Source organism: Mesorhizobium sp. WSM4871 (assembly GCF_055811295.1).
In genome coordinates this window covers 294,377-319,557 of record NZ_JBVVPU010000001.1, presented here as the reverse complement: position 1 = coordinate 319,557, position 25,181 = coordinate 294,377, and the positions used below count along the sequence as shown (strand labels likewise).

The following is a 25,181-nucleotide window of genomic DNA, read 5'->3' as shown; positions in this document are numbered from 1 at the left end:
GCGCAAAGCTGCCATTCTATATACCGCGCGTCGTCGGCCCTCACCATCACCCCCCAGCCAACCGCGGCAACAAAAAAATCTCCGCGCCCTTTGGCAGTTCCTTCGACCACGTATCGCGATAGATCGTCCCGTCGATCGCAACCGCAATGCCCTTCTCGAGCAAGGGCTCGAGGCCGGGATACTGTTCAGCCAGCTTCCTGAACAGCTCCCTGATGTCCTTGGCCTCGACCTCGACCTTGCTCTGGCCTCCGGCGAGCTGGCCAAGCGCGCCCCAGAGGGTGACTTCGACCATTGGCGCGAGACCCCGCTCTAGCCTTCCCGTTCAGCCTCCAGCGCCGCCAGGATGCGCGGCGGCGACATCGGGATGTGCGTCATGCGCACGCCGACCGCGTTCGACACCGCATTGGCGATCGCCGCCAGCGGCGGCACGATCGAGGTCTCGCCGACACCGCGCACCCCGTAGGGGTGGTTGGGATTGGGAATCTCGAGGATCTGCGTGTCGATCATAGGCAGGTCCGAGCAGACCGGGATGCGGTAGTCGAGAAAGCCGGAGTTCTGCAGGCGCCCGTCCTTGCCGTAGATATACTCCTCGTTGAGCGCCCAGCCGATGCCTTGCGCGGCACCGCCCTGGTACTGTCCCTCGACATAGGTCGGGTGCACCGCCTTGCCAGCGTCCTGCACGACCGCAGAAGCTGCCGGTCCGCGAACGGCGGACTGAAGCAACGTAGCATTTTCCACTTTGAGGCGAAATAATTCTCAACTATGGTCCGCCAGGCTTTAGGCATGGGGGGATTGCCGATGGTTTTATCACGCAGGGGTGTCGTGCTCGGCGGCCTGGCGCTGATCGCGGTAGGTGCAACCAGCAATATTGCTCAAGCCGCGGCGGCAAAATCCTTTTTCGCCGGTACCGCCAGCGACAACAATTTTGTCTATCGCAAGACCAACTTCGCCAAGATCGACAAGAGATGGCACCGCCAGATCGTCAAGTATTTCAGCAGCGAGCCGGTCGGCACCGTCGTGGTCGATACTCGCCACCACTTCCTCTACGTCATCATGGAAAACAAGACCGCCATCCGCTACGGCGTCGGCGTCGGCAAGGACGGCTTCAAATGGTACGGCCGCGCGACGATCGATCGCCGTGCGCTGTGGCCGCAATGGGTCCCGCCCCCCGAAATGCGTAAGCGCAGGCCGGACCTACCGCACATGGTCGCAGGCGGCGCGTCCAACAATCCGCTCGGGCCGCGCGCGCTCTATCTGCACCGCAACGGCGCCGACACCGGCTACCGCCTGCATGGCACGCTGGAGCCATGGAGCATCGGCACCGACGCTTCCAGCGGCTGCATCCGCATGTTTCCGGAGGACATCATCGACCTCTACCAGCGCTGCCCGATCGGCACCGCGGTGGAGGTCCTGCCGCACATCGCCGACCAGGCGCCCGCTTCCACCACTGTCGAATGATGGCGCCTCATGAACCGCGTGATTGAAAATACGCGCCGGCTGCTCGCCGCCGGCCTGCTGGTGCTGGCCGCATCCTGCTCGACCAGCAACACGCTGGCCCCTTCCACGCCCGACGTCACCAATGCCGAGATTGCCGGCTTCCAGAACGTGCAGCCGGGCAGCGAGGAGGACTTTATCCTCAATGTCGGCCGCCGCACCTATTTCACGCAAGGTTCGGCCGCGCTTGATTCTGTCGCCAAGGCCACCCTCGACACCCAGATCGCCTGGTTAGCAAAGCATCCGCGCTGGCTGCTCAAGCTGCAGGGTTTCGCCGATGATCCCGGCGCAAGCGAAACGGCGCTGTCGCAGCAGCGCGCCGATGCGGTGATGGACTACCTCGTCGCCGGCGGCATAGACCGCAACCGCATGTGGGCGAAGGGCTACGGTAAGGACAGGCTCGTCCGCGAGTGCCCCGACACCGCCTGCAGGTCGCAGAACCGCCGCGTTGTGTCTAATTTGCGCGATGTGAGGGACGAGCCCTAGAGGGCTGCTGTTTTGCTTGTCACCAAATCAGAGCATGTCCGGTTTGTATAGAAAACATACGTTCGACCTGAGGTCGTGAGCGGAGCGACCGCTTTCTCCAGAGTTCGACTCGAAAGCAGACCGTCGGCAGTCCGCCCCAATTCAGACGTGTAGATCGCTCGCCTTTATGTCTGTGATTGACACAGAAGCAGTCATTGAAAAGGAACCAAACTCGCCGGCTGAACTGGCCAACAATTCTCTTGAATAGCCGTGGTTTTGTCGAGCCTAGGGTGTCCAGTTATCCCCCCGCCAGACGCGGCAGCAGGAAAATCTCAGCCCCCGGCGGCAGTTCCTTCGACCACGTATCCCTATAAATCGTCCCGTCGATCGCCACAGCAATGCCCTTCTCGAGCAAGGGCTCGAGGCCGGGATACTGTTCAGCCAGTTTCCTGAACAGCTCCCTGATGTCCTTGGCCTCGACCTCGACCTTGCTCTGGCCTCCGGCGAGCTGGCCAAGCGCGCCCCAGAGGGTGACTTCGACCATTGGCGCGAGACCCCGCTCTAGCCTTCCCGTTCAGCCTCCAGCGCCGCCAGGATGCGCGGCGGCGACATCGGGATGTGCGTCATGCGCACGCCGACCGCGTTCGACACCGCATTGGCGATCGCCGCCAGCGGCGGCACGATCGAGGTCTCGCCGACACCGCGCACCCCGTAGGGGTGGTTGGGATTGGGAATCTCGAGGATCTGCGTGTCGATCATAGGCAGGTCCGAGCAGACCGGGATGCGGTAGTCGAGAAAGCCGGAGTTCTGCAGGCGCCCGTCCTTGCCGTAGATATACTCCTCGTTGAGCGCCCAGCCGATGCCTTGCGCGGCACCGCCCTGGTACTGTCCCTCGACATAGGTCGGGTGCACCGCCTTGCCGGCATCCTGCACGACCGTGTAGCGGATCACGCGGGTGGAGCCAGTCTCGGGATCCACCTCGATATCGCAGATATGGGTGGCGAAGGAGACGCCGGCGCCGTCGGCGACGAGCTCGCTGTGGCCGGCGATCGGCCCGCCGGTCTTGCCGGATTGCGCGGCAATCTCTTTCAAGGACAGCGGCGAGAGGTTGCCGTACTTCTCGCCCCTGGCGATCGCATGGCCCTGTTCCCAATGCACATCGTCCACCGGCACGTCCCACATCTGCGCGGCGCGTTCCCTGAGGACCCTGATCGCGTTGCGGGCGGCCGAGATGGTCGCCATGGAGGAGGAGAAGGTGCCGCGGCTGCCGTCCGTCATGTCGTTGTAGCCGAGCGAGGATGTGTCGGCGACGATCGCCTTGACGTGGGAATAGTCGATGCCGAGCTCCTCCGCCGCCACGAGCGACAGCGACGCGCGCGAGCCGCCCACATCGACCGTGCCGACGGCAAGCGAGACCGAGCCGTCCATGCCGATGTTGAGGTCGGTGCAGGTCTGGCCGCCGAAGTTGAACCAGAAGCCGCAAGCCATGCCGCGCCCCTGGTTTTCCTTTAGCGGCGCCTTCATGTGCGGATGGTTCTTCGCCGCTTTCAGCGTCGGGCCGATGCCGATCGGCCCGTAGACCGGACCGTAGGAGGAGCGGGTGCCCTCCTGCGCGGCGTTCTTGACGCGGAACTCGACCGGGTCGATGCCGATCTGCTTGGCCAGTTCGTCGACGGCGCTTTCCACCGCAAACGCCGCCATCGGCGCGGACGGCGCGCGGTAGGCCGCCGTCTTCGGCCGGTTGACAAGCACCTCATAGCCCACGGTCTTGACGTTATCGAGCTTGTAGCAGGCGAACGCCGTCATGGCGCCAAGCTCGGCCCACATGCCGGCATAGGGGCCGCTGGTGTAGCGCAGCGTCGCCTCGGCCGCGGTGATCGTGCCGTCCTTGCGGGCGCCGATCTTGACGTCGATCGAGGTGGCGCTGGTCGGGCCAGAGGCGCGGAACACCTCATCGCGGGTCATCACCAGCTTCACCGGCCGGCCAGCCTTGCGCGACAAGGCGAGCGCCACCGGCTCGGCCCAGACATGGGTCTTGCCGCCGAAGCCGCCGCCGATCTCCGAGGATGTGACGCGCAGCTTGGAAGCTTCCATGCCAAGCAGCTGGGCGCAATGCTGGCGGTAGACGAAATGACCTTGGGTGCAGACCCAGAGGTCGGCGGTGCCGTCGGAGCTGACATTGGCCACGCAGGCATGCGGCTCGATATAGCCCTGGTGCGTCTGCTCGGTCTTGAAGGAGCGCTCGACGACGAAATCGGCCTGCCCGAAACCCTGATGGACGTCGCCATGGCCAAACTGCGTGCGCTTGGCGACGTTGGACGGCTTTACCGGCTTTTGCTCGAGGCCCTCGGTGAAGATGGCGTCGTTGATGAGAGGCGCGGAGTGCTTCATCGCCTCGTCGACATCGGTCACATGCGGCAGCACCTCATAGTCGACCTCGATCAGCTTCAGCGCCTGCCTGGCGGTGTGGGCATCGATCGCGGCCACCGCGGCCACCGCATGGCCGTCATAGAGCGCCTTGGCGCGCGCCATGCAGTTGTCGAGGATGTCGTACATGCCGGCATCGCCGTCGGTGAGGTCGGGCAGGTCGGCGGCGGTGATCACCGCCTTCACGCCGGGGAGCTTCTCCGCCTTCGAGGTGTCGATCTTCTTGATGACGGCATGGGCGTGCGGGCTTCTGAGAACACGCCCGACCAGCTGGCCGGCCATGTTGAAGTCGGCGCCGTAGCGTGCGCGGCCCGTCACCTTGTCGACGCCGTCGGGACGGATGGGGCGGGTGCCGACCGAGGTGAAACTGCGCCCCGCGAAACGTGGATCGAAATTCATCGTCATGCTCCCTTCATCACGTTGGCCGCGTCCTGGACGGCGCGCACGATCTTGTCATAGCCGGTGCAGCGGCACAGGTTGCCGGCGAGGCCGAAGCGGATTTCCTCCTCGGTCGGATCCGGGTTCTTGGCCAAGAGGTCCTTGGCCGCGATCAGGAAGCCCGGCGTGCAGATGCCGCACTGAAGGGCTGCGTGCTCGAGGAATTTCTGCTGCAGCGGATGCAGACTGTCGCCATGCGCCATGCCCTCGATGGTCTCGACGTGCCGGCCCTCGGCCTCGGCGCCGAGCACCAGGCACGAACACACCAGCCGGTCGTCGAGGATGATGCTGCAGGCGCCGCAGTCGCCGGTGCCGCAGCCCTCCTTGGCGCCCGCCAGTCCGAGGCGATCGCGCAGGACGTCGAGCAACGTCTCATCGGGCTGGCAAAGGTACTCGAAATTGTCGCCGTTGATTGTCGTTGAAACTGCTACACCGGCCATCATTTGCCTCCTGCACGCTTATAGGCGGTGATGGCGGCCCGTTTGGCCAGCACACCCGCAACTTTCCTTCTGAACTCGATGGTGCCCCGCTTGTCGTCGATGGGGCGGCAGGCGCCAGAGCAGACCTTGGCGAGCCTCTCCAGCGTGGCTTCGTCAAGCCTGGAGCCAATGAGAACCTCCGCAGCCTCCTCGACCAGAATCACCGTCGCCGCCACGGCGCCCAGTGCCAGGCGGGCCGATTTGACACGTCCTTGCTCATCGAGCGTCAGGTTGACGCCGGCGCTTACCACCGCGATGTCCATCTCCGTGCGTGGAATGAAACGCAGATACGCATCGCCAGAACCTGGCGGGCGCTTGTCGAGCAGGATCGCCTCGATGATCTCGCCCTTGGCCAGCGACGTCTTGCCCGGCCCGGTCGGAACGCTCTCCACGGCAATCGTGCGCCTGCCTGCCGGCCCTACGATCACTGCCCTGGCGCCGGCGGCCACCAGCGCCGGCACGCTGTCGGCGGCCGGCGAGGCGTTGCACAGGTTGCCGACGATGGTGCAGCGTCCCTGCACCTGCTTCGAGCCGATCAGGTTCGCGGCTTCGACGACGCCGGGCCAAGCCTTCTTGAGGGCCTTGCTCTCGCCCAGCACGGCGCAGGGGACCGCAGCGCCTATGCTGAAACCTTCCGACGTTTCCCGGATTTCGCTCAAGCCCTCGATCGCCTTGATGTCGACGATCAGGTCGGGTTCGATAAAGCCGCCTTTCATTCTCACCAGGAGGTCGCTGCCTCCGGCAAGTATGGCGGCCGTGCCGGTCGACCCGGCCAGCAGGCCGGCGGCATCTTCTATTGAAAGCGGACGTATGTAACGCATCGTCTCCCCTTGGTGGTCATAATCAGATCAACCGTTATAGAGCGTCTCTTTACAATGGCCATCCTGTTCGTGCATTCGCGAATTGGTCCAGGCACAAAAATTTCAGTCCCAAAGAGCCAGAACTGAGCGGCGTCGCCGCGGGCGCACCCTGCCGGTCCTCCAGATCGATCGTTGTCATTCCATAAAGGCTGTCTGGCCCCTAAAACCCCTTGATCAAAGCGGATACTTTAGGTTCTTGTTTTAAGCATGTCGTCATCGCAAAACCGCTGCACATTTTTGCGCGACATGCATTAATGCTCGATCGGGCCTTTCGGCATGACGATCGCTGTGCCGGCGGTGGTCGGGCGCTCGATCATGCGGCGGACGCGGGGCGGCTCGTCGCCGCTGTGCAGCGCCCGTATTCGCTCGCCGATGACGGCGTCGGCATGGGTCGTCCGCTTGTTGTGGCGGATATATTCCAGCCATGTCGGCGTGTGGTAGTGCTCGATCCACACGGATGGATTTTCCAAGTCCCGCGCGAGCGTCCAGTTGCGGGCGCCATCCCGGCGGCGGATGCGGCCGCGTTCAGCCATGGTGGCGAGGAATTCCGCCACGTCCTCCTCGCGAATGATGTATTCGATCATGATGGCGATGGGGCCGCTGCGCGGCTTGAGGTCGAGTCCAAGATGCGGCTCCTTGAAGCGGTTGAGCGGATCGAGGTTGAGCACAGCGTGCTGCGGCAGCGGCAAAAGCAGGCCGATGGCGCCGCCCGCCAGCATCGCCACGCTTGCCGCGATCAGCGCGGTTTCGGCGCCATGCGTATCGGCGACGACGCCCCAGATCCAGCTGCCGAGCGCGATGCCGCCGAAGGTCGCCGTCTGATAGACCGAGAGCACCCGGCCGACCACCCAGCGCGGCGTCGACATCTGCACCGTGACGTTGAAATGCGACAACGCGAGCACCCAGCAGGCGCCGCCGACGAGCAGTCCGAGCGAGGTCTGCCAGGCATGACTGCTGATGGCGGCATTGAAAGCGCAAAGCGCGAACCCAGCGAAGGCCATGCGCACCATCGTCTCGCTGGACAGGAGCTGGCGCAGCCGGACGCTGATCAGCGCGCCGCCGACCGCGCCGATGCCGAAAGCGCCGAGCATGATGCCGTAGGTCAAGGCATCGCCCTTGACGACATCGCGCGCCACCAGCGGCAGCAGCGCCAGGACCGCGCCGGCGCTGAAGCCGAACGCCGAACCCCTGACCAGAACCTTGCCGATATTGGGCGACATGGCGACATAGCGCAGGCCGGCGCCCATTGCGGCGCCCAGCGTCTCGCGCGGCAGCGTCGATGCCGGCAGGTCCGGCTTCCAACGGGCAAGCACGATGATGAGGCCGACATAGCTGACCGCATTCGCGGCAAAGGCCGCGGCGGCACCGGCGGCGGCAACGATGATGCCACCGATCGCCGGACCGACGCTGCGCGTCAGATTGAAGCCCAGCGAATTGAGCGCGACGGCCGCCGGCAGCTTGTTGCGCGGCACCATGTCGCCGACCGAAGCCTGCCATGACGGGTTGTTGAGCGCCGTGCCGCTGTCGATCAGGAAGGTGAAGGCAAGCAGCGTCCACGGCGTTATCAGGCCGAGATAGGTGAAGACCGTCAGCAGCACCGAGACGACCAGCATGAAGGTCTGGGCAACCAGCATGACCTTGCGCCGGTTGAAACTGTCGGCGATGGCGCCGGCGACAAGCGCGAACAGCATGATCGGCAAAGTGGTCGAGGCCTGGACGAGTGCGACCTGATAGGACGAAGTGGCAATCGTCGTCATCATCCAGGCGGCGCCGACGCCCTGGATCAGGCCGCCGAAATTCGAGACCAGGCTGGCCGACCAGACGGCTCGGAAAATCCCGTGCCGGAACGGCGCCAGCGCCGAGACGCGTTCGCTGTCCGGCTCGTCGTCGATCATAAATGCCTTCCCGACTTCAAATGCGCTTCTTCCGGTGAATCGGTCCTCTCACACCGCCCCGTCAAAGTAGAACATCACATCGCAAAGGGCGAACGCATTCTCGAAAAAGACGATGGTCCAACAACAAGATAGCGGAGGTCGGAAGCGGTCTGGCTGGAACTTGTCCAGCCGCAACCTCGACGTTTGCCGGGCAGCCTCAGCCGGTTATTGAATGCCGTCCCTGATGATCGCCGACACTTCGATCAGCCCTTCGAAATTGTCCGTGCGGCCCTGGCTGATATCCTCGGCCTCGCGCAGCAGCCACAGGCCGATGGAAATGAGATTGGCGCGCAATTCCCTGGGCAAGGCATTGTCGCCGGAGCCGAGATCCTCGACGAAGGTTGTCCAGACGCTGTTGGTGAAATGCAGCGCCTCGACCGCTTCCGTCGAGCCGTGGCCGGCGAGTGCGGCCGCCGACAGCATATTGATGGAGCGGGTGAGAAGCTGCCTCTCACGGTTCCTTGCGTCGGCCACGGAGCCGATCGGGATGTCGGCGTGGGAGAATTGATACATCGTTGGCGCTCTATCGTTCCGTTGAGAGTTATCGCGTCAGGCCGGGTTGCCGCAATTCCTGATGCCCGGCTGCTGACGTCGCCAGCGGCCGGACCCGAATACGCATCACTTTCACGAAGGCACACGCAAGGACACGGGGACCGCGTCCAATCGGACCTTTCCAGGGAACGCGAAGCTATCCGCATCCGGCCCCGGAATGGCTCCGGAGCGTAAGACTTTGGGTGGTCGCCGCGCCCCCCGAGGAACGGCTGATTCGGGTACAATCTAACCGCAGACGAATCCGACTTCAAACGCGATTTGAGACAGCGGATTCTGTCGATTCACCATTGACCAAAAAATTGATCAGCGAGCGGCGGATTTCTTCCTACCGGTCCTCGAAACCGGTGAGCACACCGACGGCGTTGATGCCGATCTCCTCGACGGCATAGCCGCCTTCCATGACGAACAGCGTCGGCAGGCCGAGCCCGGCGATGCGGCGGCCGATCCTGGGATAGTCGGCGCTCTTCAGCTTGAACTGGCTGATCGGGTCCTTCTCGAAAGTGTCGACGCCGAGCGAGACGATGACGACATCGGGAGCGTAAGCGGTCAGCTTGGCACAGCCATCCTCCAGCGAGGCGTTCCAGCCATCCCATGACGTGCCGAACGGCATGGGGTAGTTAAGGTTGAAGCCTTCGCCGGGGCCGGCGCCGCGTTCGTCGGCATGGCCGAGGAAGAATGGATATTCGGTCATCGGATCGGCATGCAGGTTGATGACCTGGATGTCGCCGCGGCTATAGAAGATCTCCTGCGTGCCGTTGCCGTGATGGTAGTCGACATCGAGGATCGAGACACGCCTGGCGCCCTGGTCGCGAAACCATTGCGCAACGACGGCGGCGTTGTTGATGAAGCAATAGCCGCCCATGAAGGCCGCACCTGCATGGTGTCCGGGCGGACGGCACAGCGCGAAGGCCGACGGTTCGCCGGCCTTGACCAGGCCCGCCGCCGTCAGCGCCACGTCATAGGACGACTTGATCGCGTCCCAGGTGCCTTTGACGAAGGTGGCGCCGCCGTCGAAGGAGTAGAAACCAAGCTGCGCGTCGATGGTTTTCGGGCGCACGTCACCACGCAGGCCGCGCGTCGGCCAGGTGAAGGGCATCGCCGAACCGGTCCGGCCCGATGCTTCCCAGAGCGGCCACACCGTCGGCAGGAAATCGATGTAATCGCCCGTATGCACCTTTTTCGCGGCATCGAGATTGTGGATTTCTGGCGACAGGACCGGGCCGAGCTTTTCGCTCTCAACGCGCGCTTTGATGAACTCGGCGCGCGAGGGCTTTTCGAAAGCCGGCACGATGGCGCCCGAAATCAGTTCCACATTGCCGGCATGGCCGGCGTGAAGCGGCGAAAAAACAGTCTTCATGAAAATCCTTCCATGGCGAGGCGGAGCGACCGTAACCATGCGGTGCCATCTTACACAAGTCGTTGGGCCAAGCGGCTATGGCTTGCTGGCACGGTGGCTGGTCGTCTAGCGTGCCGGAATTGCAGTCAACCAGCAGGCAATCATGAGTTCAACCGCCGATCTGATCGTCATCAATGGCCGCGTTTTGACCATGGATGAGGACGACCCGGTGGCTGAGGCGGTTGCAATCGGCGGTGGCGTGATCCTGGCGGTCGGCGAGCGCAAGACGATCGAGGCCCTGAAAGGCCCCTCCACCAGGACTGTCGATGCGCAAGGTGGCTCGGTCGTGCCGGGCTTCATCGAAGCGCATATGCATCTGTTTTCGGGCGCGGCTGAACTTGCCCATCTGCAACTTGCCGGCGTTGCCGGTTTCGATGCGCTGCAAAAGGCGATCCGCGCCTATGCGCAATCGCTGCCCGACGCAAGAATGCTGGTCGGGCAAGGTGTCGACTATACCGTGCTCGGCGCCGAACGCGTGACGCGCCATCATCTCGATGCCATCTTGCCGGATCGGCCCTTCTGCATGGCGGCGCCCGACCATCACACGATGTGGGCCAACACCAGGGCGCTGGAGATGGCTGGCATCCTGCGGGGGCGTGCGCTCGGTCCCGGCAACGAGATCGTCATGGGCGCCGATGGGCTTGCCGACGGCGAATTGCGCGAAGGCGAGGCGTTCGGCCCGGTGCTCGATCTTGCCGGCGAAAGCCGGGTACGGTTGGGGCTGGCGACCGGAGGCGAGCCGGATCCGATGCCGACGCCGGCCGAACGCGCCGCCGATCGCGACATCATGCGGCGCGGGCTCGCCTGGTGCGCGCGTCACGGCATCACCTCGATCCAGAACATGGACGGCAATCTCTACCAGCTCGAGCTGCTTGCCGAGATCGAAGCCGAGGAAGGCTTGCCGTGCCGCGTCAAGGTGCCGTTCCACTACAAGAACTTCATGACGCATGACATGCTCGACAAGGCGTCGATCATGACCGAACGCTACCAGGGCGAATGGCTGTCGTCTGGCATGGTCAAGGTGTTCTATGACGGCGTGCTCGATTCATGGACTGCTGTCATGGTCGAACCCTATGCCGATCGGCCGGATTGGGTGGGCGAGCCGCTGTTTACGCCGCTGCAGTTTGCCGAACTCGCCGTGGTGGTCGACAAGCGTGAGTTGCAGATCGCGGTGCACGCGATCGGCGACGGCGCGGTGCGCGCCGTGCTCGACGGCTACGAAGCGGCGATCACGAAAAATGGCAGGCGCGACAGCCGGCATCGAATCGAGCACATCGAAGTCATTACCGCGGCCGACGTGCCGCGTTTCGCCGAACTCGGCGTCATTGCGTCGATGCAGCCGCCACATCCGCCCGGCGCCATGGACTTTCCCCTGGAGCCGACCGTATCGCGCATTGGGCCTGCGCGCTGGCCGTTGAGCTATGCCTGGCGAACGCTGAAGAATGCCGGCGCGCGCGTCGTCTTCGCCTCGGACTGGCCGGTGTCGCCGATCGATCCGATCCTGGGCATGCAGGCGGCGATCTTGCGCAAACCTTGGGCAGAAGGCGATCCCGACCAGAGTTTTTCGCTGCATGAAGCGCTCGCCGGCTACACGGTGGAGGGCGCCCATGCGGAATTCACAGAACATCGCAAGGGCCGCTTGAAGTCAGGCTATCTCGCCGATCTGGTGGTGCTTTCCGCCGATATCGAGGCCACCGCACCTGACGCGCTGCATAGGGTGCGACCGGTGACGACCATCTGTGGCGGCAAGGTCACCTATCAGGCCTGAGCGTGGCACGGGAATTGCGTTCTGAACCGGGATTCAGATGTATGCTTGCCAAGCTACGCGCCGTGTGCTGACAATCGAGTGGGAACCGGATCCGCCAGGAAGAGCGGACGCAAGAATGGGGTAATCGTGCCGGAACAACCGGGTAAAAGTGCAATTGACGTTCGTGGCGTCCGCAAGGTATTCGGTACCGGGGAGTCACAGGTCGCCGCTCTAGACACGGTCTCGGTGTCGATCCGCGAAAACGAGTTTTTCACGCTGCTCGGGCCGTCCGGCTGCGGAAAGACGACGCTGCTTCGGTTGATCGCCGGGTTCGATTTCCCGAGCGCCGGCGAAATCCTGCTGTACGGCCAGGACATCGCGTCGCTGCCGCCGTTCAAGCGGCCGGTCAACACGGTGTTCCAGTCCTACGCGCTGTTTCCGCACATGACGGTGGCCGAAAATATCGGCTTCGGCCTGGAGATGCTCGGCAAGCCGAAGGCCGAGATCAAGGCGCGCGTCGCCGAGATGCTGAAGCTGGTCAAGATGGAGACGCTGAGCGGCCGCCGCACCAGCCAGATCTCCGGCGGCCAGCAGCAGCGCGTGGCGCTGGCGCGGGCACTGGCGCCGCAGCCGAAGGTGCTGTTGCTCGACGAGCCATTGTCGGCGCTCGACTACAAGCTGCGCAAGGAGATGCAGATCGAGCTGAAACGGCTGCAGCACGAGACCGGCATCACCTTCATCTTCGTCACCCACGACCAGGAGGAAGCGCTGACGATGTCGGACCGCATCGCGGTGATGTCGTCGGGCAAGATCCTGCAGGTCGGAACGCCCTGGGACATCTACGACAAGCCGGCGGAGCGTTTCGTCGCCGACTTCATCGGCGAAACCAATTTTCTGACCGCTGCCATTGCCGATATCGGCAATGGCAAGGCACGCGCGACGCTCAAATCCGGCGCGACGATCGAGGCCACCGTGGCTGAGGGCTTTCAGCCGAAGGACAACGCCACCGTGGTGGTCAGGCCGGAACATGCCAAGCTGACCAGCGGCAAGGGCGACCTGTCGGGCACCGTCGAAAACATCGTCTATTTCGGCACCGACACGCACATCCATGTTCGCCTGGACAGCAGCGAGGCCTTCACTGTGCGCCAGCAGAACACGCGCAGCGCAGGCTGCGGTTTCGAGCGGGGAGACAAGGTCGGCATTTCGATCGGCAACGATGCCGCACAAGTGCTGAGGGACTGATGGCGAGCGCGGAAGAAGTCGCCAAGGAAGCCGAACGCAGAGATGTCCGCGATCGGTGGCTGCTGTCGGCGCCGGCACTGATCATCATCTTTCTGGCGGCGACCGGCCCGCTGCTGATCGTCGTGATCTATTCCTTCCTGACGCCAGGGCCCTACGGCGGCGTGGTGTGGAAATTCTCCACCGATGGCTGGGTGTCGGTGCTGATGCAGCGCGACATCTTCGACGACACTCTGGCCTTCGCCGATGCGCATTTGTCGATCTTCTGGCGTTCGATAAGCCTGTCGTTCTACACCACCGTGCTGACGTTGTTCTTCGGCTTCCCCACAGCCTATTTCATAGCCACGCGACCGCCGAAGACGCGCGAGGTCTGGGTTTTCCTCGTCACCATTCCGTTCTGGACGAATCTGCTGATCCGCACCTTCGCCATGCAGCAGGTGATCCGCAACGAAGGGCTGGTCAACACGGCGCTGATGGCGCTCGGCATCATCAAGCAACCGCTGCAGATCATGAATACCGACGCCGCCATCTTGCTCGGCATGATCTATGTCTACCTGCCTCTGATGGTGCTGCCGATCTACGCCTCGATGGAGAAGCTCGACTTCCGGCTGGTCGAGGCCGGATATGACCTCTACGCCGGTCGCTGGCAGGTTCTGCGCCGCATCATCTTCCCGTTGATCAAGCCCGGCGTCATAGCCGGCTCGATACTGGTCTTCATTCCCTCGCTTGGCGCCTATGTCATTCCGCGGGTGCTGGGCGGCGGCAAGAACATGATGCTCGGCAACCTGATCGAACTGCAGTTCGGCGCGGGCCGTAACTGGCCGCTTGGCGCGGCCATCTCAATTACGCTCATGGTGCTGGTGATGATCGCGCTCCTGTTCTACGTGCGCAACGCATCCGGGTCGGAGGGCGCCCATGGCTAAGCGTCCGTTCGACATCCAGGCGCAACCCGGCTTCGGGTTCATGGCGCTTCTGACCTTCTTCGCGCTCTATCTGCCGATCGCGGCGCTCGTCACCTATTCGTTCAACACGGCGGATTCGCTTTCGCGCTGGGATGGCGTCTCACTGCGCTGGTTTATTTCGGCCTGGCACAATTCGGCTGTGCAGGACGCCTCCGTCCGCTCGCTCGTGCTGGCGGTCTCGGCCGCGGCGCTGTCGACGATCGCCGCCACCATGGCTGCTCTGGCCACGACCCGCACGCGGCCCTATCCCGGCCTTACCTTCAAATACGCCTTCATCAACCAGCCGCTGATGGTGCCGGAGATAGTCACCGGCGTCGCGCTCCTGATCGTGTTCTCGCGCATCAAGGTCTGGACCGGTTACTCAGGGCTCGGTTACCTGATCGCCGCGCACACCGCCTTCTGCATCCCGTTCGCTTACCTGCCGATCCGGGCGCGGCTGGACAGCATGGACCTGACGCTGGAGCGCGCAGCCGCCGACCTATACGCTACGCCCTGGAAAGCCTTCCGTTTCGTGACGCTGCCGCTCTTGAGGCCGGCCATCATCGCGGGCTTCATGCTCGCCTTCGTCATTTCGCTCGACGATGTGGTTATCACCGAATTCGTCAAGTCCGGCGGCCAGGATACGCTGCCCACCTACATGCTCGGCCAGTTGCGGCGCGAAACGAGCCCGGAAATCAATGCGATCGCCACGGTATTCCTGGCGCTGTCGGTGGTGCTCGTAACCGCGTTCTACTTCGTCAATCGGCGCAAGCCATGACCAACGATTGCCAAAACGGGAGAATAGCAATGAAATGGAAGACCACGACTGCCACGGCGGTATTCGCAATGTTTGCCTTTGCGGGTAGCGCGTATGCGGAAGGCGAACTCAACATCTTTAATTGGGGCGACTACACCAGCCCCGAGATGATCAAGAAGTTCGAGGATACCTATAAGGTCAAGGTGACGACCACCGACTACGACTCCAACGACACCGCGCTGGCAAAGGTACGCGCCGGTGGTCATGGCTTCGACATTGTGGTGCCGTCGGCCAACTACGTGCCGATCTGGGTGAAGGAAGGGCTTCTGCTTGAGGCCCGGCCCGACCAGATGGAGAACTTCAAGAATGTCGACGAGCGCTGGGTGAACGTTCCCTGGGATCCGGGCCGTCATTATACGGTTCCGTGGCAGTGGGGCGTGACCGGCATCGGCGTCAACACAAAGGTCTATAACGGCGACATCAACACCTCGGCCATTTTCCTCGATCCGCCGAAGGAACTGGTTGGCAAGATCAATGTCGCGCCGGAAATGAACGACGTGCTGTTCGCCACCATCAAGTATCTGGGCGGCGACTGGTGCACGGACGACAAGGAACTGCTCAAGAAAGTGCGCGACAAGCTGGTGGAGGCCAAGCCGAAATGGCTGGCCATGGATTATAGCGTGACCGAGAAGCTACCGGCCGGCGACTATTCGGCCGTCTACTACTGGAACGGCGCCATCATGCGCTCGCGCATCAAGAACCCCGACATCAAGTTCGGCTACCCGAAGGAGGGCTTCCCCTTTTTCATGGACAGTGTTGCCATCCTCAAGGATGCCAAGAATGTCGACAACGCCAAGCTGTTCATGAACTTCATCATGGATCCCGAGAACGCCGCCATGATCTCCGCCTTCGCCAAATATGCCAATGGCATCAAGGGCTCGAAGGCATTCATGCCAGCCGACATGAAGGAAGCGCCCGAACTGGTGGTACCGCCAGAACTGGAGAAAGCGGGCGAGTTCCTCACCCCTTGCTCGCCCGAGGTGCAGCAACTCTACACGCGCATCTGGACGGACGTTCAGAAATAGCGGCACTCCGCCTTCTTCCGCGCGAGCGGGAAGACGGCGGGTCAAGGGCCGGATGAGGGGTAGCGCTGAATTCGCAGCGTTCGCGCCGCCCCTCACCTGGCCTGCTGGCACTGCCCTTCGCCATGGCGTCGGCGTTCGTCACTCGAAAGGCCCAATCGGGGGCTTTCTCGTCCGCTCTGCAGACCGTTCCTCATCCAAGTGAACGGAAGAGCGGCATGCGGCGGCAAGGAAATTCTCATGCAGTCATACCGCAACAGCGGCCCAGTGCCGCCGATCATGCAGGGGTCGCCGCCCAAGATAGCGCCGCCGAGACTGGACTGGGACAGGGCACCCTGGAACCGCTGGGCGTTCCAGCATATCCGCGAGCTCCTGCCGACCGTCGAGGTCTGGCGCGGCAACGGCCATCGCCATCGGCTCGAGCGGGCCGAGGTCGATCTCGATCAACTGCCGGTCAGCGACAGCACCGGGGCGCCGACGACGCTGGCCGGCCTGCTCGACGAGACCTATACGGACGGCTTCCTGGTGCTCCGGGACGGCAAGGTCGCCTATGAGCGGTATTTCAACGGCATGACCGAGCGCACGCTGCACCTGTCGCAGTCGATGGCGAAGTCGATCACCGCATCTGTGTTCGGCATCCTGGTCGGGCGCGGCATGATCGATCCGGCTTCGCCGGTAACGACCTATCTGCCGGAGCTTGCCGCAACAGGCTGGGCGGGCGCCAGCGTGCAGCATGTGCTCGACATGACGAGCGGGGTGCGTTTTTCCGAGGAATATACCGATCCCTATTCCGACGTCGGCCAGGTCGATGTCGCCTCCGGCTGGAAGCCCGTGCCGCCGGGCAGCGATCCGGCCTTCCGGTGGCCATCGCACATTTTCGAATTGATCCTCGGGCTCAAGGAGACAAGCCGGCCACACGGTGCTGCCTTCGAATATCGCTCGATCGAGACCGATGTGCTGGCCTTCATCATGGAGCGGGTGAGCGGCAAGCGGCTCGCGCGATTGATTTCGGAAGAACTCTGGCAAAAGCTCGGCGCGGACGAAAGCGCCTGCTTCACCGTCGACAGTGCCGGCTATGCGCTGGCCGATGGCGGCTTCAACGCCACGCTGCGCGACTATGGCCGTTTCGGCCAGTTGATCCTCGACAATGGCGGCGGCGTGGTGCCGGCCGACTGGATCGAAGCGACGCGCAACGGCAGGCACGGGCCGTATTTCAATGACAGCCTGCCGGAAGGCAGCTACCGCAACCAGTTCTGGATCGAGGATCCGCGCTCGCGCGCGCTAATGTGCCGGGGCGTGTTCGGGCAATTGATCCATATCGACTGGGACACAAGAATGGTCGTGGTGAAGCTTTCGACCTATCCGGATTTCACCAACATCGCCTATTCGGTGGCGACGCTGAAGGCCGTGCACGCCATCGCCAAAGCATTGGCCTGAGCCTCAAACAAAGAAAATCCGGAAGGACCATCATGACCGGCAAGACCGCGTTCGAGACCAGGCATGGCTTTGCCCGCAATAAGGTGCTGCTTTCCAATTGGCGGGAAAGTCCGTTCAGCCGCTGGTCGTTCCAGAATGTCGGCGAGTTGGTGCCGAGCGCGCCGGTTGCAGCAGCTGCGGGTGTAAGCGAGGCGCCGGCGCAAGATCTGACCGGACTGATCGGAGAAAAGGTAGCCTTGGCGGGCGGACCGGAGAGCGTCGCCGCTTTCCTGAAGCGCTCCGATACCGACGGGCTGACGATCATGAAAGGCGGCAGGATCGTCGGCGACTGGTTCGCGCCGCATATGGATTTCGGCGCCCGCCATATCGTCTTCTCGATCAGCAAGTCGCTGACCGCCATTGTCGCCGGCATATTGGAAGGCGAGGGGACTTTCGATCCGGACGCTCCGGTGACGCGGTACATCCCGGAAGCCGCCGGTTCGGCCTATGGCGAGGCCAGTGTGCGCCATGTTCTCGACATGAGCGTCAGCCTCGATTTCGAGGAGGCCTATCTCGACCCCGAAAGCGCCTTTGCCCGCTATCGCCGCGCGACGCTGTGGAACCCGGGTGGCGGTGCGGAAAGCCTGGCTGCCTTTATCCTGACGCTGCCACGTCTTGCCGAGCCGCACGGCCAGACCTTTCGTTACCGCTCGCCCAATTCCGACCTGCTCGGCATCCTCGTCGAACGCGCGTCCGGCCGACGCTTCACTGAGCTGATGCGCGAGAAATTGTGGCTGCCGCTCGGGGCGGCCAGCGAGGCATCGGTCACGGTGGACATGCAAGGCACGGCGCGCACGGCCGGTGGCATTTCGGTGACGCCGCGCGATCTCGCCCGTGTCGGCGAGATGATGCGGCAAGGCGGCACGGCCAATGGCCGCCGCATCGTGCCGGAAGCCTGGGTGCGCGATACTGTCGAAACAGGCGGCAGCTCGGAAGCTTGGCAGCGTGGCACGATGGCGTTCCTGTTCCCGCAAGGACGCTACCGCAACAAATGGTACCAGACGGGGGCTGAAAGCGACGCCTTCTGCGGCATCGGCATTCACGGCCAATGGCTCTATGTCAATCCGAGGCATGAGGTGGTGATCGCCAAGATGTCGTCGCAGCCGCTGCCGGTCGACGATCCGCTCGATCTCGACATGGTGGCTTTCTTCGAGGCGCTGAGCCGGATGGTCTGATCCTGATGGGCAGGCTGGCAATATAGCTTTCCTGTGGACCTCGCAGGCGGTTGAAAACGCTGTGGTTGGCGCGGCGGTCGCCAACGCCTATGGTCGCCGCTCTTTTCGATGAGGCACCGGGAACGACATGGCATCCGACATCAAGCGCATTGCAACAATCATTGCGGCCGAGATCGGTGCCCGGCCCGAGCAGGCCGCGGCGGCGATCGGCCTGCTCGACGAGGGCGCGACGGTCCCGTTCGTGGCGCGCTACCGCAAGGAGGTGACCGGCGGGCTCGACGATACGCAATTGCGCGACCTTGCCGAGCGGCTCGCCTATCTGCGCGAACTCGACGCGCGCCGCGACACCATCCTCGGCTCGATCCGCGAGCAGGGCAAGCTCACCGAGGAGCTTGAAGCCAAGATCGCCGCTGCGGCCACCAAGGCCGAACTGGAAGACATCTATCTGCCTTACAAGCCCAAACGGCGGACCAAGGCCGAAATCGCCAGGGAGCGAGGGCTGGGGCCGCTGGCCGAGGCCATCCTCGCCGACCGCGCCTTGGTGCCGGCGGATCTGGCGCTGGCCTATGTCGGCAATGAGATTGCCGACGCCAAGGCGGCGCTTGAAGCCGTGCGCGACATTCTCTCCGAGCAGTTCGCCGAGAATGCCGATCTGGTCGGCAAGCTGCGGAGCTACATGAAGGAACGCGCCTTCCTGCGCGCCCGCGTCGTCGACGGCAAGCAGGAGGCCGGCGCCAAATTCTCCGACTATTTCGACCATGTCGAGCGTTGGGCCACCGTGCCCGGCCATCGCGCGCTGGCGATGCTGCGCGGCCGCAATGAAGAGGTGCTGGCGCTCGACATCGAGGTCGATGCCGACGATGCTTCGCCGGTGAAGCCGGTCGAGCGCATGATCGCCAATGCCTATGCCATTGGCGGCAGCCTGCCGGGCGACCGCTGGCTGATGGAAGTGGCCGGCTGGACCTGGCGCATCAAGCTGTCGCTGCACCTGACGCTCGACCTGATGCGCGACCTGCGCGAGCGGGCCGAGGAGGAGGCAATCCATGTCTTTGCCCGCAATCTGAAGGATTTGCTGCTTGCCGCACCCGCCGGCTCGCGCGCCACGATGGGGCTTGACCCCGGCATCCGGACCGGCGTCAAGGTGGCGGTGGTCGACGGCACCGGCAAGCTGGTGGCGACGACGACGGTTTATCCGTTTCCGCCGCGCAACGATGTGCGGGGCACGCAGGCCGAACTGGCGAAGCTGATCCGCCTGCACAAGGTCGAGCTGATCTCGATCGGCAATGGCACCGGCAGCCGCGAGACGGAAAGGCTGGTCGCCGACATGCTGTCCGAGATGCCGGCGGATGCCGGGCCCAAGCCGCTCAAAGTGATCGTCAGCGAGGCGGGCGCCTCGGTCTATTCGGCCTCAGCGGCTGCGGCGGCGGAGTTTCCCGGTCTCGACGTGTCGCTGCGCGGCGCGGTGTCGATCGCTCGGCGCTTGCAGGATCCGCTCGCCGAACTGGTCAAGATCGAGCCGAAATCGATCGGTGTCGGCCAGTATCAGCACGATGTCGACCAGTACCGGCTCGGCCGCTCGCTGGAAGCCGTGGTCGAGGATGCCGTCAACGCTGTCGGCGTCGACCTCAACACGGCATCGGCGCCGCTATTGGCACGCGTGTCAGGCCTTGGGGCGTCGCTGGCCGAAGCGATCGTTGCGCATCGCGATGCCACCGGCCCCTTCGCCAGCCGGAAGGATCTTCTCAAGGTTTCTCGCCTCGGACCTCGCGCGTTCGAGCAATGCGCCGGTTTCCTGCGCATTGCGAACGGCAGCGAGCCGCTCGATGCCTCGTCCGTGCATCCGGAAGCCTATGGCGTGGCGAAGAAGATCGTCGCGGCCTGCGGGCGCGATGTGCGTTCCCTGATGGGCGATAGTGCTGCGCTCAAGGCTCTTGATCCGCGCGTTTTCGTCGACGAGCGCTTCGGCCTGCCGACCGTGCGCGACATCCTGGCGGAGCTGGAAAAGCCCGGCCGCGATCCGCGCCCCGGCTTCAAGACCGCGACCTTCGCCGATGGTGTTGACGACATCAAGGATTTGAAGCCCGGCATGCTGCTTGAAGGCACCGTCACCAATGTCGCGGCCTTCGGCGCCTTCGTCGATATCGGCGTGCACCAGGATGGGCTGGTGCATGTCTCGCAACTCGCCGATCGCTTCGTCAAGGACGCGCATGAGGTGGTCAAGGCCGGCGACGTGGTCAAGGTGCGCGTCGTCGAAGTCGACATCAAGCGCAAGCGCATCGGGCTTTCGATGCGCAAGGATGGTGACGGTGGTGCTTCGAGAGGCGGGCCACGCGACAATGGCGGCAAACCCGTGCCGCGCGCGCCAGCACCACAGCGTCAGCCGCAACAGCCGGCACAACAGGGTGCCTTCGGCGCCGCCCTGGCCGAGGCGATGAAGCGGAAGTAGCCAGTCAACTGGCGATGGGTCCGAACCGATTGGCGTTGGCGGCTTCCGCTTGGGAAGAGGGTTGGCCATATGAAGAGGGGTCGCGGCCACGGCCATATTGTCGTGGCGAACAGCCCATGACCCGCTTGAACGCCGTGCTGAAGGCGCTTTCGGATTCGTAGCCGAGCGACAAGGCGATAACGGAAACGGGATCGCCGGAATTCGCCAGTCTGTCGCCTGCCAGCAGCATGCGCCAGCGCGTCAAATAGTCCATGGCCGATGTGCCGACCGTTTGCTTGAATTTAAGGGCAAAGGTCGATCGCGACATGCCAACGCGCTCGCCCAGCTCCTGCAATGTCCAGCCATGTGCCGGATCGTCGTGCATGGCGTTGATCGCAACACCTATCTGCCTGTCGGCCAGAGCGAAGAGCCAGCCCACTCGCAACCCATCCGCCATATGCATGCGCAACGCCTCGATCAGGATCATGTGGGCGAGATGTTCCACCACCAGGAAGCCGCCAGGCTGCGGCTCGCGCAGTTCCTGCATCATCCGCTCGACGGGCCAGCGCAGCGCCGACCGGTCGGATTCCCCGCGGATGTGCACGATCGGCGGCAGCATGCGCAACAGGATGCCGGCATGGTCGCCGGAAAGAGCAAAGCGGCTGCTGACGAGAAGAAAATCGCCGCCGCCATTGTGCGAGGTGATGCCGCCGGTGCGGGCGGGCGAAAAGACGGTGCGGGCATCGACCGGCGGCAGGTTCAAGTCGCTGGCGAGACGGAAAGGCCGTCCGCGCGGCAGCAGGAAGCAGTCGCCCGTCTCCAGGCGCACCGCGTCTGACACGCCCTCCACCGATAGCCAGCATTGGCCGGAAACCACCGCGCCGCATTTGATGGCCGCCTGCTGGTCGGGGAACTGGATCGACCAGTCCCCGCCTGCTTCCAGGCCAGCGGAAAGGTAATTGCGCGGCTTCAGCAGCGACAGCACGTCTGAGAGCGGATCCATAGGTTGTTCCGGACGATTGCGAAGGTAGTACGGACTTTACAGCATAGATCGTATTTCCTCAACCGCCTACTCCTTCGCCAACGGGCGGCCGATGCGGCCCTCTCATAAAGCGAAGGAGACATTGCATGCGTGTGTTCGTTACCGGTGCCACCGGTTTTGTCGGTTCGGCTGTCGTGCGGGAACTCGTTGAAGCGGGCCATCAGGTGACAGGCCTTGCTCGCTCGGATGCGGGCGTGAAATCCGTTGCTGCCGCAGGCGCACAGGCGCTTCACGGCGATCTCGAAGATCTGGAAAGCCTGCGCAGCGGCGCGGCCATGGCTGACGGCGTGATCCACACCGCCTTCAATCACGATTTCTCGAAATTCGCGCAAAATTGCGAGGCGGACCGGCGCGCCATCGAGGTGCTCGGTGCTGTACTCGAAGGCTCCGAGCGGCCATTGCTGGTCACCTCCGGCCTCGCTCTGCTGACAAAGGGCGGCATGGCGACCGAGGACGATGCGCCTGTGCCGCCCTCGGTCTCCTATCCCCGCGCTTCGGAAGTGACGGCCGCCGCGTTGGCGGCGCGTGGCGTCCGTGCGTCGACGGTGCGCCTGTCGCCCTCCGTCCATGGCGACGGCGACCACGGCTTTGTACCGATGCTGATCGGCATCGCGCGCGAAAAGAGCGTTTCGGCCTATGTCGGCAACGGCCTCAACCGCTGGCCGGCGGTGCATCGGCTCGATGCCGCCCGCCTCTTCAGGCTGGCGCTGGAGAAGGGGGCCGGCGGAGCCCGCTACCATGGGGTCGCAGAGCAGGGCGTGCCATGCCGGGAGATCGCCGAAGTCATCGGCCGGCGCCTGAACTTGCCGGTCGTTTCCAAGACCCATGAGGAGGCGGCCGGCCATTTCGGCTTTCTTGGGCATTTCTTCAGCATGGACTGGCCGGCGTCAAGCGCGCAGACCCGCGACGTGTTGGGATGGCAACCGAAGCAGCCCGGGCTCATTGCCGATCTCGACCGCCCCAGCTATTTCGAAAGCTGAGCTGAAGCCGCTTAGCCCTCCTGGCACGTCGTTATCCCAAAACCGTCCCGTCCTTGGCGACATGCGTGAGTAGCCAGTCGCGGAAGGAGGCGACGGGCGGGTGGCCGCGCTTGTCGTGCGGCACGACCAGATAATAGGCGCTGCGGCTCTGCATCGGCCGGCCCGGCGCCGGCACGAGTTGGCCGCGCTGTAACTCGCCCGATATCAGGATCGACGGCAGCAGGGCAACGCCTAGCCCAGCCATGCAGGCCTGGGCGGCCGTGCCGAACTGCTCGAATTGCATGCCGGGTCCGGTTGGCGCGCTCAGGCCCTGGTGCTCGAACCATTCGGTCCAGGCGCCGGGGCGCGTCGCCATGTGCAGCAGTGGCAGGCGCCCGATATCGGCCGGCGTGGCAATAGCGCGGCCGGCCAGGAATTCGGGCGAGACGACAGGCGCTACGGTCTCGCGCACCAGCAGCGTGGAGTCGGCTTCCGGCCAGTCGGGCAGGCCGTAATGGATCGCGGCATCCAGCCTTTCGCGCGCGAAGTCGAAGCGGCCGACGCGGGTGACGAAGTTGATGGTGATATCAGGGTTGTTTTCGACGAAATCCGGAATGAGCGGCATCAGCCAGCGCGTGCCGAAGGTCGGCAGTATGGCGAGGTTCAATATGCCGGTATGCCGATTGCTCATCAATCCGAGTGCTGCGTCGCGCAACTGGCCGAGCGCGGAACGGACCGCTTCGGCATAGATTTCGCCGGCCGTGGATAGCCTGACATTGCGGCTGTCGCGGTCGAACAGCCGGCGACCGAACTGCTCCTCCAGCAATGCTACCTGCCGGCTCACCGCGCCTTGGGTTAGATCGAGCTCGCGCGCCGCGGCCGTGAAGGAGCCGAGACGCGCCACAGCCTCGAAGGCGGCAAGGGCGCCAATGTTTGGCAAGAGGCGGCGCTGGACACTCATGATCCATTACTACTGCTCATTGATCGGTGATGCAATTTCGTTTGATTTTTTTGAGACAGGGGTCGATAAGCCGGCACTTCAAGATTTGTTGTGGGGATCGAGAGCCATGGCCGCCGAGAAGAATGTTTTCGTCTGGAACGATCCTTTCCTGATCGAGGACCAGCTTTCGGAAGACGAGCGTATGGTGCGCGATGGCGCGGCGGCGTTTGCCGCCGACAAGCTCGCGCCGAGGATCGAGGAAGCCTATCTCGAGGAAAAGACCGACGCCGGCATCTTCCGCGAGATGGGCGAGGCCGGCCTGCTCGGCATCACCATCCCGGAGGAGTATGGCGGCCTTGGCGCCAACTATGTCACCTACGGGCTGGTGGCGCGCGAAGTCGAGCGCATCGATTCCGGCTATCGCTCGATGATGAGCGTGCAGTCGTCGCTGGTGATGTACCCGATCCACGCCTATGGCTCGGAGGCGCAACGCAAGAAGTATTTGCCGAAGCTGGCATCGGGCGAGTGGATCGGCTGCTTCGGCCTGACCGAGCCGGATGCCGGTTCCGATCCCGGCGGCATGAAGACCCGGGCCGAGAAGACGGCGAACGGCTACAGGCTCTCCGGTTCGAAGATGTGGATTTCCAACGCGCCGATCGCCGACGTCTTCGTCGTCTGGGCGAAATCGGCCGCGCACAACAATGAGATCCGTGGCTTCGTGCTGGAAAAAGGCATGAAGGGGCTGTCGGCGCCGAAGATTGGCGGCAAGCTCAGCCTGCGCGCGTCGATCACCGGTGAGGTGGTGATGGAAGGCGTCGAGGTCGGCGAGGACGCGCTGCTGCCCAACGTTTCCGGCCTGAAAGGACCATTCGGCTGCCTTAACCGGGCGCGCTACGGCATCTCCTGGGGCGCGATGGGCGCGGCCGAGGATTGCTGGCACCGGGCGCGGCAATATGGCCTCGACCGCAAGCAGTTCGGCAAGCCACTGGCCGGCACGCAGCTTTTCCAGAAGAAGCTCGCCGACATGCAGACCGAGATCGCATTGGGCTTGCAGGGCTCGCTCAGGGTCGGGCGGCTGATGGACGAAGGCAGGATGGCGCCGGAGATGATCTCGATCGTCAAGCGCAACAATTGCGGCAAGGCGCTCGACATCGCCCGCCAGGCGCGAGACATGCATGGCGGCAACGGCATTCAGATCGGCTACCACGTCATGCGCCACGCGCAGAACCTGGAGACTGTGAATACCTACGAGGGCACGCATGACGTGCATGCGCTGATCCTCGGACGCGCGCAGACCGGGTTGCAGGCCTTCTTCTAGGCGGCGTTAGACCGTTCGGCGCTGCTTAAATTAGG

22 protein-coding genes and 1 pseudogene are annotated in these 25,181 nt (G+C 63.8%); 12 read left to right on the top strand and 11 right to left on the bottom strand.

What is annotated here, in order from left to right:
• Nucleotides 1-46 precede the first annotated feature (46 nt).
• A complete protein-coding gene (locus AC0L2H_RS01640; RefSeq protein ID WP_473588556.1) occupies nucleotides 47-292 on the bottom strand; it encodes a MoaD/ThiS family protein in 246 nt (81 codons plus the stop codon).
• Nucleotides 293-309: 17 nt separating this feature from the next.
• A pseudogene (locus AC0L2H_RS01635) lies at nucleotides 310-684 on the bottom strand (molybdopterin cofactor-binding domain-containing protein); the annotation flags it as partial.
• 114 nt (nucleotides 685-798) lie between these two features.
• On the opposite strand from AC0L2H_RS01635, the gene AC0L2H_RS01630 reads away from it, so the two are divergent.
• Both AC0L2H_RS01630 and AC0L2H_RS01625 read left to right on the top strand, forming a co-directional pair.
• Nucleotides 799-1,458, top strand: a complete 660-nt coding sequence (locus tag AC0L2H_RS01630) for a L,D-transpeptidase (RefSeq protein ID WP_473588555.1) — start codon at nucleotides 799-801, stop codon at nucleotides 1,456-1,458.
• 9 nt (nucleotides 1,459-1,467) lie between these two features.
• Nucleotides 1,468-1,980: an OmpA family protein gene (locus AC0L2H_RS01625; protein WP_473588554.1), complete on the top strand. Its 513-nt coding sequence runs from the start codon at nucleotides 1,468-1,470 to the stop codon at nucleotides 1,978-1,980.
• A 277-nt stretch (nucleotides 1,981-2,257) separates the two neighbouring features.
• On the opposite strand, the gene AC0L2H_RS01620 is transcribed toward AC0L2H_RS01625, so the two are convergent.
• The 7 genes from AC0L2H_RS01620 to AC0L2H_RS01590 form a co-directional block, all read right to left on the bottom strand.
• A complete protein-coding gene (locus tag AC0L2H_RS01620) occupies nucleotides 2,258-2,503 on the bottom strand; it encodes a MoaD/ThiS family protein (RefSeq protein ID WP_473588553.1) in 246 nt (81 codons plus the stop codon).
• Between the two features lie 17 nt (nucleotides 2,504-2,520).
• Nucleotides 2,521-4,785, bottom strand: a complete 2,265-nt coding sequence (locus AC0L2H_RS01615; RefSeq protein WP_473588552.1) for a xanthine dehydrogenase family protein molybdopterin-binding subunit — start codon at nucleotides 4,783-4,785, stop codon at nucleotides 2,521-2,523.
• Nucleotides 4,786-4,787: 2 nt separating this feature from the next.
• Nucleotides 4,788-5,264, bottom strand: a complete 477-nt coding sequence (locus AC0L2H_RS01610; RefSeq protein WP_473588551.1) for a (2Fe-2S)-binding protein — start codon at nucleotides 5,262-5,264, stop codon at nucleotides 4,788-4,790.
• The gene (locus tag AC0L2H_RS01605; RefSeq protein WP_473588550.1) at nucleotides 5,264-6,124 is read right to left on the bottom strand and encodes an FAD binding domain-containing protein; all 861 of its coding nucleotides are present in this window, start codon (nucleotides 6,122-6,124) and stop codon (nucleotides 5,264-5,266) included. The genes AC0L2H_RS01610 and AC0L2H_RS01605 overlap by 1 nt, the downstream gene beginning before the upstream one ends.
• A 290-nt stretch (nucleotides 6,125-6,414) precedes the next feature.
• Nucleotides 6,415-8,058: an MFS transporter gene (locus AC0L2H_RS01600; protein ID WP_473588549.1), complete on the bottom strand. Its 1,644-nt coding sequence runs from the start codon at nucleotides 8,056-8,058 to the stop codon at nucleotides 6,415-6,417.
• A 204-nt stretch (nucleotides 8,059-8,262) separates the two neighbouring features.
• Nucleotides 8,263-8,610, bottom strand: coding sequence for a flagellar biosynthesis regulator FlaF (flaF, locus tag AC0L2H_RS01595; protein WP_473588548.1), 348 nt, complete (start codon nucleotides 8,608-8,610; stop codon nucleotides 8,263-8,265).
• Between the two features lie 364 nt (nucleotides 8,611-8,974).
• Complete coding sequence (locus AC0L2H_RS01590; RefSeq protein ID WP_473588547.1) at nucleotides 8,975-10,006, bottom strand: histone deacetylase family protein; 1,032 nt, start codon at nucleotides 10,004-10,006, stop codon at nucleotides 8,975-8,977.
• Between the two features lie 142 nt (nucleotides 10,007-10,148).
• On the opposite strand from AC0L2H_RS01590, the gene AC0L2H_RS01585 reads away from it, so the two are divergent.
• From AC0L2H_RS01585 to AC0L2H_RS01550, 8 genes are all read left to right on the top strand, one after another.
• Complete coding sequence (locus tag AC0L2H_RS01585; RefSeq protein ID WP_473588546.1) at nucleotides 10,149-11,813, top strand: amidohydrolase; 1,665 nt, start codon at nucleotides 10,149-10,151, stop codon at nucleotides 11,811-11,813.
• A 126-nt stretch (nucleotides 11,814-11,939) separates the two neighbouring features.
• On the top strand, nucleotides 11,940-13,034 hold the full coding sequence (locus tag AC0L2H_RS01580; protein WP_473588869.1) for an ABC transporter ATP-binding protein: 1,095 nt from the start codon (nucleotides 11,940-11,942) through the stop codon (nucleotides 13,032-13,034).
• Nucleotides 13,034-13,954, top strand: a complete 921-nt coding sequence (locus AC0L2H_RS01575) for an ABC transporter permease (protein WP_473588545.1) — start codon at nucleotides 13,034-13,036, stop codon at nucleotides 13,952-13,954. Before AC0L2H_RS01580 ends, AC0L2H_RS01575 begins: the two co-directional genes overlap by 1 nt.
• Nucleotides 13,947-14,750 carry an ABC transporter permease gene (locus tag AC0L2H_RS01570; protein ID WP_107649612.1) on the top strand — a complete coding sequence of 268 codons (804 nt, stop codon included), beginning with the start codon at nucleotides 13,947-13,949 and terminating at the stop codon, nucleotides 14,748-14,750. Before AC0L2H_RS01575 ends, AC0L2H_RS01570 begins: the two co-directional genes overlap by 8 nt.
• A 29-nt stretch (nucleotides 14,751-14,779) precedes the next feature.
• The gene (locus AC0L2H_RS01565; protein ID WP_473588544.1) at nucleotides 14,780-15,814 is read left to right on the top strand and encodes an ABC transporter substrate-binding protein; all 1,035 of its coding nucleotides are present in this window, start codon (nucleotides 14,780-14,782) and stop codon (nucleotides 15,812-15,814) included.
• A gap of 237 nt (nucleotides 15,815-16,051) precedes the next feature.
• On the top strand, nucleotides 16,052-17,248 hold the full coding sequence (locus tag AC0L2H_RS01560; protein ID WP_473588543.1) for a serine hydrolase domain-containing protein: 1,197 nt from the start codon (nucleotides 16,052-16,054) through the stop codon (nucleotides 17,246-17,248).
• A 32-nt stretch (nucleotides 17,249-17,280) separates the two neighbouring features.
• Nucleotides 17,281-18,462 (top strand): serine hydrolase domain-containing protein, encoded by a 1,182-nt coding sequence (locus AC0L2H_RS01555; protein WP_473588542.1) that lies wholly within the window; start codon nucleotides 17,281-17,283, stop codon nucleotides 18,460-18,462.
• Between the two features lie 127 nt (nucleotides 18,463-18,589).
• Nucleotides 18,590-20,908 (top strand): Tex family protein, encoded by a 2,319-nt coding sequence (locus AC0L2H_RS01550; RefSeq protein WP_473588541.1) that lies wholly within the window; start codon nucleotides 18,590-18,592, stop codon nucleotides 20,906-20,908.
• A gap of 4 nt (nucleotides 20,909-20,912) precedes the next feature.
• On the opposite strand, the gene AC0L2H_RS01545 is transcribed toward AC0L2H_RS01550, so the two are convergent.
• Nucleotides 20,913-21,890 carry an AraC family transcriptional regulator gene (locus tag AC0L2H_RS01545; protein WP_473588540.1) on the bottom strand — a complete coding sequence of 326 codons (978 nt, stop codon included), beginning with the start codon at nucleotides 21,888-21,890 and terminating at the stop codon, nucleotides 20,913-20,915.
• A gap of 125 nt (nucleotides 21,891-22,015) precedes the next feature.
• Between AC0L2H_RS01545 and AC0L2H_RS01540 the strand changes: the two genes are divergently transcribed.
• Nucleotides 22,016-22,909, top strand: a complete 894-nt coding sequence (locus AC0L2H_RS01540) for an SDR family oxidoreductase (protein ID WP_473588539.1) — start codon at nucleotides 22,016-22,018, stop codon at nucleotides 22,907-22,909.
• A gap of 31 nt (nucleotides 22,910-22,940) precedes the next feature.
• On the opposite strand, the gene AC0L2H_RS01535 is transcribed toward AC0L2H_RS01540, so the two are convergent.
• Complete coding sequence (locus tag AC0L2H_RS01535) at nucleotides 22,941-23,849, bottom strand: LysR family transcriptional regulator (protein ID WP_473588538.1); 909 nt, start codon at nucleotides 23,847-23,849, stop codon at nucleotides 22,941-22,943.
• Nucleotides 23,850-23,955: 106 nt separating this feature from the next.
• Here AC0L2H_RS01535 and AC0L2H_RS01530 point away from each other — a divergent pair, with 106 nt between their 5' ends.
• Nucleotides 23,956-25,146 carry an acyl-CoA dehydrogenase gene (locus AC0L2H_RS01530; RefSeq protein ID WP_473588537.1) on the top strand — a complete coding sequence of 397 codons (1,191 nt, stop codon included), beginning with the start codon at nucleotides 23,956-23,958 and terminating at the stop codon, nucleotides 25,144-25,146.
• Nucleotides 25,147-25,181 lie beyond the last annotated feature (35 nt).